Genomic DNA, 13,132 nt, shown 5'->3' on the forward strand with positions numbered 1-13,132 from the left:
CGCTAAGATCAAGCTCGCCAGCAGGAATCCAAGGATGCGGCGGATGCTCCTTTTTCTACGCTTTGCAGCCGTTCCCCTAAGCCGAACCCACACCAACGGGAAATTCCTCGCTCTGTCCAAAGGCCTCTACTGCCCATTCGCACTCAGACTCACTAACTGCACACGCCTGTTAACCTGATCATCAGGTCTGCTGGATCATAAAGCTGCGTCTTTCCAAATCCCTCGACCTCCAGTCGGGAAGCATTAATCCCGAAATTTGAGGCCAGATAGTGTGCGACGGACTCCCGCGCGATGCTCGGAGAGCTTCTGGTTGTACTCTTCGGTGCCGCGAGCATCGGAATGGCCTACGATGAGAAACCGCGCAGAGGCAAGGCTCCCATCCGTAAGCTTGCCGATAGGGCAGCTAACGATAGCGGTCACAATGGCAGTTGACATCCTCGACCGATCTGCAGAGCTCAAATGCATGAGATTTCATCTTATGATGTAAGTCTAATATTATTTTGAGATTTTGGAAATGAGGCTTTCCGCGAAGGCCCCGGGCTTTGATCCCTCGGCGCGCGAACGGGAGGCTATGTCTCCTAGCGCCCGATGGGAGAACCTGTCGTTTGCATGCTGACGACCGACGACCTCTACGCCATCCTGACCACCGATCCCAACGACACCGTTCGGCCGATCCATCAGAAGGCGATGCCGGTCTTGCTGCTGACCAAGGAAGAGACGGACGTTTGGATGCGAGCGCCTTGGGAGGAGGAGAAGGCGCTCGCCCGGCCGCTTCCGAGGAGGTGATTGAGCCGGAAAGCCTGATCTGCGCCTGCGGCGGTTGCCTGCATCGCACAGGCGAGGATGTGTCAGAGCGCCTCGATGTCGTCCCGGCGCATTTCCGGGTCATTGTCACTCGTCGTCCCGTATATGCCTGCCGTGCCTGCACCGACGGCATCGTTCAGGCTCCGGCTCCAGCGCAGCTGATCCAGGCAGGCTTGCCGACGGAAGCGACCGTCGCCTATGGGCTGGTCTCCAAATATGCGGATCATCTTCCGCTCTATCGGCAGGCCCAGATCATGAGCCGCCAAGGCATCGATCTCGACCGCTCCACGCTTGCCGATTGGGCGACGAAGAAGGTGCTCGACCTCCACAATATCGTCTCTGGCATGTGCTTCGACAGGTTCGGTGAACGTGGCCATATGGGCAAGACGATGGACCTGCTCGGAATGGCCCAGGACGTGGACGATGTGCTCGACAAGCTCGTCATCTACCACCTTTCCCCGGACGAGCTTGAAGAAGCCGATGCCGAATGGGCGCATGAAAGTCAGTTTTATCCGACGGACGATATCTCTGGCGATGATATGGGCTCTCACCCGAGAGTTTGACGCCCTGTCCGAAGCATTGGCTCCCAGCAACGGGTAATGGAGGTCGTTGCAATCAATGTGCGATCTCTACCGCATGCTAGGCATTTGTACGTGAAGAGTGCGGTAGCCATTCAAAGCTGACGAGCGCCTCGCGCTCGGCCAGGTCGACAGTTCCGAACAAGCCGAATTTCTCATATATCGGTTTCCATCCTTCTGCGATGATCTCCCCCTCGAATATGTTTGATACCACTCTTCGGCTCGGACAACGAACACGGCATCGGATCGCCGGACGATCCGAACACGCCTTAGGCCGTCGTTGGCCTCAAGAACTTTGACAGTCTCTTCTGCATTGTCGGGATCAGATCGCATTCTTCGTTTGTGCTCCAGCAACGGCATCCACGTCTACCAACTGGCAGCATGAGGGGCAACATCGCCGCTATTAGGCGAAAACATTCCGAGGCGACGGTGCCCGTCAGGCTTCTTGGCCGGAGCCCTAAGTATCGCACTCCACCAATATCGCGTGCTGGGCTAATATTTGACGTTCTGATCGGAACGATTAGGCTATCAACCAAGCGAAATGGAGGTGGTCGCGATCATGTGCAATCTCTACCGCATGGAGGACAAGGACTGGGTCAGCAAATGGGCCCAGGATGCCGAGAGCCTGATCAATCTGATGCCCGAGTACCAGATGAACCCCGACCAGGCGGGACCAATCGTTCGCAATACTGCCGATGGCCGAAAGCAGCTTGTCCATGCGAGATGGGGCCTTCCTTCGCCATTTTTCGTGATCAAACAGGCGGCCGAGGCCCGGGCAGAGAAGTTGCGCCAGAAGGGCAAGGCCGTCGACATGGACATGCTCATCCGGATGGAGCCGGACAAGGGCGTCAGCAACATCCGGAACCTTCCCCACTGGAAGAAATGGTTTGGTGTGCAGAGCCGTTGCATCGTGCCGGTGACCAGCTTTGCCGAACCCGACCCCGCCAGCAAACAGGACGGTGGAAGCACGCCGAATGCGTGGTTCGCTCGCGACGAAAGCAAGCCGCTGATGTTTTTTGCGGGTCTGCACGTTCCCCAGTGGCAAAGCGTTCGGAAGGTGAAAGATGGCCTGACCATAGACGACCTCTATGCGTTCCTGACGACCGATCCCAACGACGTCGTCAAACCGATTCACCCGAAAGCAATGCCGGTCCTCTTGCTGACGCAGGAAGAGGTGGATGTATGGATGCGTGCACCGTGGGAGGAGGCGAAGGCGCTCGCCCGGCCGCTTCCGAACGACCAGATCGTGGTGACGTCACGGGAACCCTATGGTTCGACCATCGTGACCACGTCCGGGGAGCCGGTGTCCCAGCCGACCCTACTTTGAGCGATACTCACCAATATCGGTTCAGAGCGGGGTCCGACCTCAACAAGGCAACACTGGCCGTCAGCCGCTATTGCTAACCTGCTCAAGTTCAAGAACGTTTCCTTCTGGATCGCGTGCATAAGCGATCAGGTATGGCTCATCTGGTGCCCCAAAATCTGTAACTTCCCCGATCTGCGTCCCACCTGCTTGGATGATCTTCGAAAGTGCGTCGCTAATATCCTCCACCTGGAATGACATGTGACCAAATCCGGGCTCGTTGATCCTTGGCTGATCACGATGGTGAGTTACCGTATGCTCGTGGATTTCCAGAAATGGGTGATCGAGGTCGGGGAATTTGAGCCAGATCGTGTATATCTCTGAGTTCGAAAGGCCATTTCCTCGCGAAACTTTCTCCCCGGACAACACCTTAGGTCCACGGAGCAATTCGCAATTCATGACACTCACGTAGAACGCTGCGAGCGCCTCCGCATCGCGAGCGACCAAGTTGATGTGAGCAAGTTTCATGTCGGAGCGCCCTGGGCCGCGTCAGGCTATTTTGCGATGACGTACGACGGCAGCACGATGAAATGACAAGATTCGAAAATAGATTGCAACGATCGGCATTGCAAATCTCGACGTCTTTCCCGGGACGCGGCCATTCTTGAGCAACGGCGCAGACCTTCCCGTGAAACCGGACCCGTTTCGTAATTTGGCATTTACCAGCTTTTAAACCGAGCGCGGCCCTAGCTTGGAAGGGGCGGTTGTTTTGCGTACAGTCAAATTACTAACAAGGGTTGCGCTGGGTGCTCTTCACTAGGATTGGCTTTGTCCTTGCTCATATTGCGCTGGTCGCAGGGGCTTTAGTCCTTCGCGACGGCGAGCATCTATGGGTCCTTGGCCTGATGTTCGGCTGGTATTGCTTCGCCATGGTCGCCCTCATCGCTGCTATTTGGGTTCATTATAAAAAATCGAGCAGGTTGCCGCGCTAGATGCAGAGCCATTCGGATTTGAAGCCAGGCGGTGGGACGGTCGTGCTCTTTGAGACGGAACATCTCAAAGCCAATATTCGCAGTGCATTGGTGGAGGCGGCTCTGAGCCCGTGGCAGCGGAACTTTCTCTCGGACGTGCTCACGAGGTTGGAGAGATATGGCAGCCGCGCACGGTTGAGCGATAAGCAACTTCTGAAACTGAATGAAATCCTCGGAGGCCATGGAACGTCGCGTCAAGATGGGGTGACCGCGTCCCTCACGACCCGGCATTCACGCCGCTCGAGCTTCCGCACGTCTTCCTTCCTGTCACGAAAACTCTGGAGGTGGCGCAGGCGGCTTGTCCGGGACGTGGTGGTCGTTGCGCTGATCGTGATGGTCAGTCTTCTCTACTCGGTATTCGAAACTGGACCGGTGCAATCCTTTGTTGGCACGGTCGGGAAGTCGTCACATGTGATGGGGCCGGTCGACCAAGCGTTCACCGTCACAGACGGCGATACGGTTCACGTTGTAGGCGAGCGGGCAGGGACGCGGCTGGTTGGTTTTAACACTCCGGAGAAGTTCTCGCCCCAATGTGAATATGAACGTAAATTGGGAGAGCGGGCATCGTCCCGGTTGATGGAGCTGGTCAAGTCCCCCAACCTTCAGCTTACAAAAGTGCCTTGTGCTTGTCCGGCTGGTTCCGAAGGAACGGACGCCTGCAATCATGGACGCAGTTGCGGCGTCTTGAGGGTCGACGGTCGCGACGTCGGACAAATCCTGATCGGGGAGGGCCTTGCCGTCCCGTTCATCTGTGAAGGAAATCGTTGTCCGAAAACGCCTCGACCGTGGTGCAGGCAGCAATCATGATCATTCTGACGACAAGCCCGCCGAATGGGCGCAGCCTTTTCTTTCCCGTACTCTCGAAGCGCGATGATTTCCGTGGACATTTGAAATGACAATCCTGGTTCGGTTGCTGAGGATCGCCCTCGTCACAATCCTATGCATCGTCGCTTTCGCGGCGTTGTTCGAGTTTCTGAACACCATCCCGACACATCTTTCTCTCCCAGATCATCCTCAGGGAGGCGTCACAAATCCGGGAGGTTCGCTGGTTGTCGATGCGCTCGTGTGGGGGGTGGTATTCCGTGCGCCGGGCTATCTCTTCAATGGCACGATCCCGTTGCTGATCGTTCTGGCGGTGACAGAGTGGAAATCGGCGCAGAGTTGGAGATGGTATCTCACCATCTGGAGCATCGCCGGGCTGCTGGCAACGGGCTTCCCTGTCAGCGATCCCTTGAGGCTTTCAGCCGTGTTGCTTGCGGCCGCTGCAACTGGCTATCTCTACTGGCTTTTCGCCGGAAAATCCGCAGGTGATTGGCTGCAGGCCTGGCGGATGCGGGAACCCAATGCTGGCCGCAAGCTGCTGAATTATGCCGCCTATGTCGTCCTGGCATATCTGGGTTACCAACTATCAGGCTATCTCTATTATGGCGGCAAGCTGCTCTGGGTCAGTTCTGGTCCCGAGCCTGACCCCGGAACGCCTCCATTTCATGTCAGATTCGAACGAGAAATGACCGCGTCCAAGAAGGTCGCCATGATGGATTTTCCTGATCCAGCTTCCTGTCTCAAGGAGGCAGAGGCGGATGACCTGTCGACAGGTCGCCTAAAGGAGATGGACTGGGATCGGATCGATAACACGGACGAAGCGGAGGTCTGTGTGTTCAGACTGCTGGGTTCCTACGAGAATTTATCCTACGCAACCGACTGGTTCGAAGCGCAAGGCTTTGACGTGCCCCCGAACTTCAGTAGCGCTCGCCCTTATATAGAGTCGGATGGCACGCAGCGGGTTACCGGCGGGTATTCGATCCGAAAGAACGGCCCCAAATTTCCGACTAAGGGAGTCATTCGTCGGGCTTTTAGATCGATAACATATGGCATGTCCGTTGATGCGACGTGGTCGAAGGACGGTAAGCAGTTGCTGTGGGTGCAGACGGGCTTCAGCACTCTGTGAGGAGGAGCCGCAATCTTAATTGGGAGCTGGTTACAGGGAAAAAATGGACAGTTTGCTTTTCTTCCTTGGAGACATCCTGAGCGAGTGGCTAACGGGCAATTCATCGAAATCGGTGTTTGTGCGTTGGGTGGAGCGCATAGTTATCGCGGTGGTAATCATGCTCATCACCCTCGTGCTGTTTTACATGTACCGCACTTGACGCCCGGCATTGGCGTTGGGGGCCACAGCGGTGAGCCACAGGTGGAACCCCAACGGACCTGAATAGGAAAAATTGATGCCAAGATTTTCTACTGCAATCATTTTTCTTGCGACGCTTTGGGCGGTCTCCGCTGAGAAATCATCCGCAGCCATGTGGCTGATAAGGGGGCCAGCCAACACTAGCATGGCTGCTGACCCCGCCTGTAAAGGTCGCGACATCGCGCGCAACGCGCCTGACGACAACCATCTATGGATTGACTGCTGGATTGGCGAAAAGCATGTCACGCTTTTGATCTCTTCGGTCGCGCCTTTTGTCGCAAGGGACTTCACCTTCAAAAACGCAGTCCCGATGTTTGAGAAGATTACCGCCGGAACAGAATGGTCGGCCTTCAAGGACAAGGTTAAGTTCATAGGCGGTTCGTCGTTCGCGGGCTTCGAGCCCTTCGCCCAAATGAGATTGATTGGCAGGCTGTGTGACGTCGGGGAGAAATGCCCGAACCCCCAGGAAAAAATCGTTGCCCTGAAGATGCTTGGAACTTCCAGGGTGACGGTTTCGCTGATCGTGATGGGAGACGTCGAGCAAAAAGACTACGTTGTGCATGGAAAGCGCGTTGCGACTTACCGGAATTTCCCAGACCCCATTGCTACCATGGTTGATACTTTTAACTTTGCGACGATACAGAACCCGCCGTACTAAATGGATGGTCATCGTCGAACACGGAAATCTCGCCTCGCGCTCCAATCACGACAGCGGTGATGTCTACTGTGTCAGGCGATATCGGGGCTTCAATCGCATCCAATGATCAGTCTGGGGTTGAGACCTTTTTAACCGGATTCATTGCAAGACATCGTGAAAACAAAACCATGCGTGAGAGATGCCGTTTGAAAAGCGCAATTTTGCTTATCGCTGGATTGTCGATCAGTTGTTCGACGGCAATGGCCCAGGAACCGCAGCCCGATCCAATTCTGACTAGGGAGCAGTTTCTGTCCTACGCCGCTGGCGCGGTCGTTGCAGGCATGTACTGCGGGAAACTCGAGTTGAACGCCGACTTCTTCTTGGGATACGAATACGCTACCGGAGTTTATCCGCCCCTCGATCCCAATTTCCGGTCCGAGATGGCGCGGGTTGAGAAGGACGCCAAAAGCGATCTCTATAACTACTGTAAGGTGGCGCGACTGATGTTCTACAAGGGCAACAAACCTAAACCATTGGCAGCCCCTCTTCTGGTCGACAAGCAGTGACAGCACGTTTCCTTGATTAGCTCTGATGACTGCAATTGGCGCAAACCACTCGGTCGGCCATACCGTGATCGGTACGAAACGGACATTCGCCAACATCAAAACGATACGGCTAACGAGGGCTCTAAATGCATTTGACTTTCTGGACTTGTCAGCGGCCCGAACAGTGCTCGATTGCTCACGACATGGCGCTGTCGAAAGCTCTGGCGTTTCCCGCGGCCCCCTGATTGAATGGTCTGGGGCGGACCGTTGTCATACGCACATTCGCGTGCAATCCGTGGCGTATGCTGTTTAGGTAAAGGTGCACATGGCGGTAACAACATTCGCATCTCCACCCTGGTGGAGAATTGCTGTTGCATTAATTGTAGTGCCTTTGGTGGCATCGTTCGCATATGCGGTTTACAGCCCAGCCTATCAGGGCCTGCCGGATATGATGGAGCGGGTTGTCCAAACGACTGCAGTCGTCGCATTCTTCGGTGCATACCCGCCAACTGTTGTCCTCGGAATTCCATTGATACTCTATTTCAGGGGACGAGTAGGGGCGTCCCTTGCAAATTGTGCGATGGCCGGGGCCTCCGTTGCTACCTTCCCGTGGTTATGCCTAACTGTATTTTTCGGCCCGGATAAGGCCTACACGAATGATCACATCACCTACGAAAACGGAATGATGACGTGGTGGGGATTGCTGGAAACCACTGAATTGCTCGCAGAGATAGCCGTATTTGGCATTGCAGCCGGTGGACTATTCTGGCTAGTGGCCGCCGCCGGGATCAAAAGACAGCCCGTTGAAAAGTGTTTGAATAGCGGCTCTCGGTATCGCGCCGAGCACCCCATCATCAGATGCTTGAGCGCCCGGCTTTCAGGACTTTGACATGCGCTGCAGGAAATTCGTACGATCCGATGTCCATTCATCGTCGAGAAGACGCAAGCCTTCGTCGGTCCAGAACCCGCCTCCTAGATCAGGCTTGACCAAGCCGTAGTATGCCAACACTTCGACCGCCTTTTCGCCGGCGCTCATTGACTTGTGAACTAGCCCCTCCGAGCCTTCGTCCATGTATTGCAGACACATATGAGCCAGAGCCTTCAAAATCGTTCTTTCTTCTGGTGTCACTGAAGTTATACTCCTCCGCACTGCAAAGGCTCGACGCGCGAAAGCGTAGAGCGATGCTGGTTGACAGGACTCAGTCAATGCGACCGCTTGGACCAAGTAGGATCGCTGGAACGTTCACCGCATCGTGGAGAGATGGATAGCGATCGTGTCGCGATGGTCGCGAAAACCCAACCCGCGATCGCGGTCTCTTGTGAATCTAGTTCAAACCGAGGCCGTCCGCGAGATCGGCCCTACCGATGTGAACTAGAGCTGAGATCACCGAGTTCTTTTCGTCCGACGGAGCGTTCTGAAGCTCTGCGGCGACAGCTTCCAAAACCTCAACATCATCATCCTCAGTGGAGTTCGATGAGCGTCCATCGAGATAGGAGAGGGTGATTGCCAGAGCGGTAGCCAGATTATGCATCGGGGACGCCCTTCCATTGCCGGGGTTTGCTTTCTGACGAGAGCCGGGGGGCATCGATTTCGATTTTAAAGCAATGACACGTCCCGACGCAACCTGCAAAACCCTCGAGTTTACCGGTCCCTAAACATCTCAGGTCCGTGGCCCTTTCGACGGGAAGGACGTTCAACAAAGGCTATCTAGTTTTAAAAATAGAAGTAACCGCTTGATTACCCGAGTCTGAAAGAGGCTGAAAGAAACAATGTAATGGATGCCGCCTAGTCTGCAATATCGCCGAATAAAGCCGTTGACGGGCCTTCGACGATGGGTCGGACGAACGTACATCATTTGTTACTTCGCATCTGCGGTAATTGTCATACGATTCAAACCGCTAATTAATAACAAAAATCAGTTGCTTACTCGAAGTTTCTCGACTACGTTTTTTACAGAATAGTTCCGAAATAACCGGCCCCTCGCCGGCGATACTCAGCGGTCGTTTGACCTCGCTTGAGGAGGATGATGACGTTGTTTGCCCGACTTCGTTTCTTCGCAATGGTGCAGCGAGTGCGTGATCTCGTCTCGATCCGATACCGAACTACGACGGCAATCTGACGCGTCGTAAACCCTTTGTTCCACTTTTCTAAGATGGTGCTCCCGTGTGGCGCGCCCGAGGTTTGTTATGCAAAAGCAAGCTGTCGTATTCAACGGTCAGGAAGTCGGGATCGCGGTCCCTGTCGAAAACCGCCTCAAATTCATCGCTGTCCGCTTCAATGTCATCGACTTGGACAACAGGCTCTTCGACACGGTTACCGAAATCCGGCGCGCCATTACTGAGCATCTCGCGTCCAGCGGTCGTGCGATCACCTCGCACTGAATGGCAGGAGATATTTTTCTACGTCATGCGGCGTCCGTCATCGGAGGCCGACATGAACGCAATCCCCATCTGCTTCACAACGCTGCCCGACTACGAGAACTCAAAGGTGAAGAATGGTGGACGAAAGACCATCAGCCGAGGCGGTTCAATGCCCCACGTCTCAACCATGAAACTCCCGAACACCATCATCGAACTGAATTCTCTCGTGGCTCCGAGGTCGGTTGTCGTGTTGATGTCCGAATGAGGTTCCCTGGGCCCAGAGAGCTGATCGGCCAGTGCTCAGGTCTCTTGCTTCCTACTCACGAACTTCAAGCTTGTCGCCATATTTCAGGACGAGCCGACGGCAGTCCTCGCAATTCAACATAATGCCCTCCGCAACGACACTCGCGGCGGCGGTCGTGCAAACCGAAACGTCCAGTCTCGCGACATGCAGAATTGCATTACCCAGTAGCATATCACAGGGCGCAGTCTCGACTTCGGCCCCGCCCACGCTATGCGCAACGACGCCGCGCACGGTCGCCAGCATTCCGCGCTTTTTAATATGGTTATGTCGACATCCCGTGCCATGACGATCTCATCTGCCGCCCGAGGCGCAGGATGTCCGCCCGATACGCGGCATCTGCAACTAAACGGCCGCCAGACACCGAAGTTCCCACCTTTAGCAGCTCGGCATCGATTTCCGCTTGCGGACGTCGATTCCAGTTACTCGCAAGTTTGATGGCATCGAACGAAACCACTGGCACGTAGGGGCGTGCCGCCGCCAAAAGCGCAGCAAGGTAGCTTTTTCCAGCGCCGTTCGGACCAGTGACGATCAGTCTCTGCAACATCATTGACCCACTTTCACTACGGTGAGGTTGCGGGTTCTCGAACCGTAATCGTCGCAAATTCGCAATTGATCTCCGCCTCGATCCCGTATGGCAGGGTGGTCATTGGTTGCGTGTGGCCAAAATCGAATCCGGACAACACCGGCAAATTCTGCAGGCCTTCCTCCGCCAGTACATCTACCACTGCCTGTTCGATCATTGCCTGATAGGTTTGGTCATTACCGGGATCGGGCCGAGCTATCACAATCCCGTTCAACACACTCAAAATGCCCTGAGCGGCAAAATTCCGTAGCCAGTACCTAATAAAGCGGGGTGAGGGCGTGTCCTCCGACGTTTCATAAAACAGGATAGCCTTCTCCCAAATTGAGAGGGGCGGCCACCATGCGGTGCCCTTCAACATTTCCAGGACTTCGGCACAACCGCCCATCAGTCGCCCTGACGATATCCCTTGCCCCTGGATGGTTCTTGGAGGTGTTGGTGCCAGCAGGTGTCGCCGCTTCCCCTGAGCATCCAGGCTACCCCAATCAGTTGCCTCGACTGTCCATCCTTCCTTGTTGATAGGGATTTGACCGATCATGCCCGTTTGAAAAATCGCACACCGCACGCCCTCTATCGTGTACGAGTGCATACCCCCATCCTCAGCGAACCCGGACATGATACTCGGACCGTAAAACGAAACTATTCCGGCCGCCATGCAAGCGAAGTGGATGGCCGTCGTGTCTGAGTAGCCGAGAAATATCTTCGGGTTCTCGCGAAGGACGTGTAAATCCAAATGTGGAAGAAGCCTGATTGCGTCGCTTCCGCCAATTGTTGCAATGATCGCATGCACGGAGGGATCGGAAAACGCCTGCATTATATCGGATGCTCGGGCAGCGGGATTCTTCGCGAGCCAATCTGCAGGAGCCAATGTATGGGGCATCTCGACAACTTCAACGCCGAATACGTCTTCTAATTGTCGCTTCCCGAAGCGATATCGTTCTGGAAATATTGATGGGCCACCCCATGATGGAGAGACTGTTGCGATCCGGCAGCCGGGCACCAGGTTCGCGGGCTTTAATGGTGGGCTTTGAAACCAAGACATCAAAATCAGCCTCCTTCTTCGCGAGCGATCTGGTTCGGGCAACTCACCGTTTCGGCCGCTTTCGGCCTGTTGCGGAGCTAGATTGTTCCGTCGTTTGCTGTCAGCCGAGCCAGCACATCTGCCGAGGCTACATCGTATCCCGTCGCCCCCTTGCCCGACCAGTTGAGCCCGCAGTAAACGTCATCCCTTGTCAAGCCAGGCAGCCACTGATTGATAAACTCGGATAACGCAATCGGCACTGGCTTGAAGCCGCGATAAGACTCGATGCTCTGGATTACGGACAGTGCCCTCTTTTCCGACGACCAGAAGGGCATAGCCGTTTCACCGGAAGCGTTTGTCGACGTGGGGAAACCATCCTTGTCTTTGATGCCCCAGACCTGTGCATTATGTAGCGCCTCGGAGACGAAGGCATCGGCATTAATAGAAGCAATACTCATTATGCAAGGATGAGCAGCAACAACGGTTTTTGCAAGTGAGGGGACTTGAATACCTTTCACCCAGCGGTCGAGACAACGAAACTTGAAGAGCGACGACCGCTTCGCCAAGCGCACAACAGCTTTTCAACATTCACGTCAGCACCATCCGTGGAGTGCAACTCGATGTCATATCTCTTCCCTATGTGAATCGTCGCATAGTCCTGCTTGGCACTGCCGACCGGCCTGTCTCCACGCGCAGTTTCGCGCTGAATCAACAGTTCGAGCGGGCAGTGCACGGCGACGAAAAACACATCGTGGTTTGAGAGGAGTTCCGAAAGCGTCTCTAGCCACCCGTCTGTATCGAGAATGTGCTCAAGAATTAGATTATTCCCAGCGTCTGCGTACGCCTTGAGCGAAGCATGAAAGCCCTGGAAGAACGCCGCTCTGGAGTCAGCCCAGTGGAAGTCGCCATTCCGAAATCGCGCTGTTGGGAGAACACCTGCGTCACGCAGGTGATCGATTGAGATGTGCCAAAACGGCTTCTCGATTCGTTCCTGAAGGGTTTTGGCGATGGTGGACTTGCCGCTGCTTGAAGCGCCGTGGAGAAAGATAACTTGTGCCATCACGGGCTCCTGATTTGTCTGCGATGCGATTTTATACCGCCGTATGACATATCCGCCAGTTGCCGCATTCTGGACGTCCCACGATCGGCAGCAAGGGGCATGACGACGGGCAGATTAAATTGATGTTGAAAACGCCTCAACGAGGCTATTCGGCTGCCGTATCGCGACGCACCAGATGATGGATGCCGTCGGGGATCGTCTCAACGAGGCCACGCAGAGGCATCGGCAACAGCCCGAATTGATCGAGGACAGCCCGGGTTGGCAAAGCCCAGCGAAATTCCAGATCGGCGCTTCCGTCCTGGACACGATGGACGATGTTAGCCTCATCAAAGGGCAATGGTCGCAGTAACTCTACCTCGTAGTAGAAGCCTACTTCATGAACCCTTCGTCCCGCCAATTCGAAAAAATTCTCGATGACGAAGCGCAGTGGCCCAATCGACGCCTGGCTGCCTATTTCCTCTTCCATTTCGCGTGCGAGTGTTTCCGCACCTGCCTCATGAAACTCGACGCGGCCACCCGGCAGCACCCAACAAGGGTCCCCCACAACACGATGAATGAGTATGTGTCCGTTTGAACGTATTAGTGCGCAGGCCCGCAACTGGAAGCGGGAGTCGCCTGCGTTCATCACGATCATAGTCCGCGCGGCTTCGTCCATATCTATGAGTCCTTTGGTGTCTTTGACAATGTGAAGCTGTGGCAGAATCACTCGTGTGGGCACACATT

Annotated in this window: 15 protein-coding genes and 2 pseudogenes; 10 read left to right on the forward strand and 7 right to left on the reverse strand. The window is 55.1% G+C overall.

From position 1 onward, the window contains the following. Window positions 1-612: 612 nt before the first annotated feature. From RWK44_RS05070 to RWK44_RS05080, 3 genes and pseudogenes are all read left to right on the forward strand, one after another. Window positions 613-777, forward strand: a pseudogene (locus RWK44_RS05070) (SOS response-associated peptidase); the annotation flags it as partial. Next, window positions 777-1,139, forward strand: a pseudogene (locus RWK44_RS05075) (IS66 family transposase zinc-finger binding domain-containing protein); the annotation flags it as partial. The pseudogenes RWK44_RS05070 and RWK44_RS05075, both read left to right, overlap by 1 nt. An 802-nt stretch (window positions 1,140-1,941) precedes the next feature. After that, window positions 1,942-2,709 (forward strand): SOS response-associated peptidase, encoded by a 768-nt coding sequence (locus RWK44_RS05080; RefSeq protein ID WP_316028464.1) that lies wholly within the window; start codon window positions 1,942-1,944, stop codon window positions 2,707-2,709. 60 nt (window positions 2,710-2,769) lie between these two features. Here RWK44_RS05080 and RWK44_RS05085 read toward each other — a convergent pair whose 3' ends face one another. Next, window positions 2,770-3,213: a VOC family protein gene (locus tag RWK44_RS05085; protein ID WP_222037528.1), complete on the reverse strand. Its 444-nt coding sequence runs from the start codon at window positions 3,211-3,213 to the stop codon at window positions 2,770-2,772. A gap of 464 nt (window positions 3,214-3,677) precedes the next feature. Here RWK44_RS05085 and RWK44_RS05090 point away from each other — a divergent pair, with 464 nt between their 5' ends. The 6 genes from RWK44_RS05090 to RWK44_RS05115 all read left to right on the forward strand — a co-directional run bounded on the left by RWK44_RS05090 (window position 3,678) and on the right by RWK44_RS05115 (window position 7,972). Further along, on the forward strand, window positions 3,678-4,523 hold the full coding sequence (locus RWK44_RS05090; RefSeq protein WP_316028465.1) for a thermonuclease family protein: 846 nt from the start codon (window positions 3,678-3,680) through the stop codon (window positions 4,521-4,523). Between the two features lie 85 nt (window positions 4,524-4,608). After that, on the forward strand, window positions 4,609-5,664 hold the full coding sequence (locus RWK44_RS05095) for a hypothetical protein (RefSeq protein ID WP_316028466.1): 1,056 nt from the start codon (window positions 4,609-4,611) through the stop codon (window positions 5,662-5,664). 43 nt (window positions 5,665-5,707) lie between these two features. Then, entirely contained in the window at window positions 5,708-5,863 is a 156-nt protein-coding gene (locus tag RWK44_RS05100) for a hypothetical protein (protein WP_316028467.1), read from the forward strand. Window positions 5,864-5,938: 75 nt separating this feature from the next. Beyond that, the gene (locus RWK44_RS05105; protein WP_316028468.1) at window positions 5,939-6,559 is read left to right on the forward strand and encodes a hypothetical protein; all 621 of its coding nucleotides are present in this window, start codon (window positions 5,939-5,941) and stop codon (window positions 6,557-6,559) included. Between the two features lie 59 nt (window positions 6,560-6,618). Then, window positions 6,619-7,104, forward strand: a complete 486-nt coding sequence (locus tag RWK44_RS05110) for a hypothetical protein (RefSeq protein ID WP_316028469.1) — start codon at window positions 6,619-6,621, stop codon at window positions 7,102-7,104. A 304-nt stretch (window positions 7,105-7,408) separates the two neighbouring features. Next, window positions 7,409-7,972: a hypothetical protein gene (locus RWK44_RS05115; protein ID WP_316028470.1), complete on the forward strand. Its 564-nt coding sequence runs from the start codon at window positions 7,409-7,411 to the stop codon at window positions 7,970-7,972. Here the strand turns inward: RWK44_RS05115 and RWK44_RS05120 are convergent. Then, window positions 7,961-8,212, reverse strand: a complete 252-nt coding sequence (locus RWK44_RS05120) for a hypothetical protein (protein ID WP_316028471.1) — start codon at window positions 8,210-8,212, stop codon at window positions 7,961-7,963. The two genes, RWK44_RS05115 and RWK44_RS05120, sit on opposite strands and share 12 nt — an antisense overlap. Before the next feature lie 1,058 nt (window positions 8,213-9,270). On the opposite strand from RWK44_RS05120, the gene RWK44_RS05125 reads away from it, so the two are divergent. Next, window positions 9,271-9,465, forward strand: coding sequence for a hypothetical protein (locus tag RWK44_RS05125; RefSeq protein ID WP_003577126.1), 195 nt, complete (start codon window positions 9,271-9,273; stop codon window positions 9,463-9,465). Between the two features lie 545 nt (window positions 9,466-10,010). On the opposite strand, the gene RWK44_RS05130 is transcribed toward RWK44_RS05125, so the two are convergent. The 5 genes from RWK44_RS05130 to RWK44_RS05150 form a co-directional block, all read right to left on the reverse strand. Next, the gene (locus RWK44_RS05130) at window positions 10,011-10,295 is read right to left on the reverse strand and encodes a hypothetical protein (RefSeq protein ID WP_316028472.1); all 285 of its coding nucleotides are present in this window, start codon (window positions 10,293-10,295) and stop codon (window positions 10,011-10,013) included. Between the two features lie 13 nt (window positions 10,296-10,308). Continuing rightward, window positions 10,309-11,370, reverse strand: a complete 1,062-nt coding sequence (locus tag RWK44_RS05135) for a S66 family peptidase (protein WP_316028473.1) — start codon at window positions 11,368-11,370, stop codon at window positions 10,309-10,311. Window positions 11,371-11,447: 77 nt separating this feature from the next. Beyond that, complete coding sequence (locus RWK44_RS05140; RefSeq protein ID WP_316028474.1) at window positions 11,448-11,867, reverse strand: DUF2750 domain-containing protein; 420 nt, start codon at window positions 11,865-11,867, stop codon at window positions 11,448-11,450. Further along, window positions 11,864-12,409: a chloramphenicol phosphotransferase CPT family protein gene (locus RWK44_RS05145; protein ID WP_316028475.1), complete on the reverse strand. Its 546-nt coding sequence runs from the start codon at window positions 12,407-12,409 to the stop codon at window positions 11,864-11,866. Before RWK44_RS05145 ends, RWK44_RS05140 begins: the two co-directional genes overlap by 4 nt. Before the next feature lie 145 nt (window positions 12,410-12,554). Next, the gene (locus RWK44_RS05150) at window positions 12,555-13,064 is read right to left on the reverse strand and encodes an NUDIX hydrolase (protein ID WP_316028476.1); all 510 of its coding nucleotides are present in this window, start codon (window positions 13,062-13,064) and stop codon (window positions 12,555-12,557) included. Between the last annotated feature and the right edge of the window lie 68 nt (window positions 13,065-13,132).

It is taken from the genome of Rhizobium sp. 25PS6 (genome assembly GCF_032464655.1).
Taxonomy (GTDB): Bacteria; Pseudomonadota; Alphaproteobacteria; order Rhizobiales; family Rhizobiaceae; genus Rhizobium; species Rhizobium laguerreae.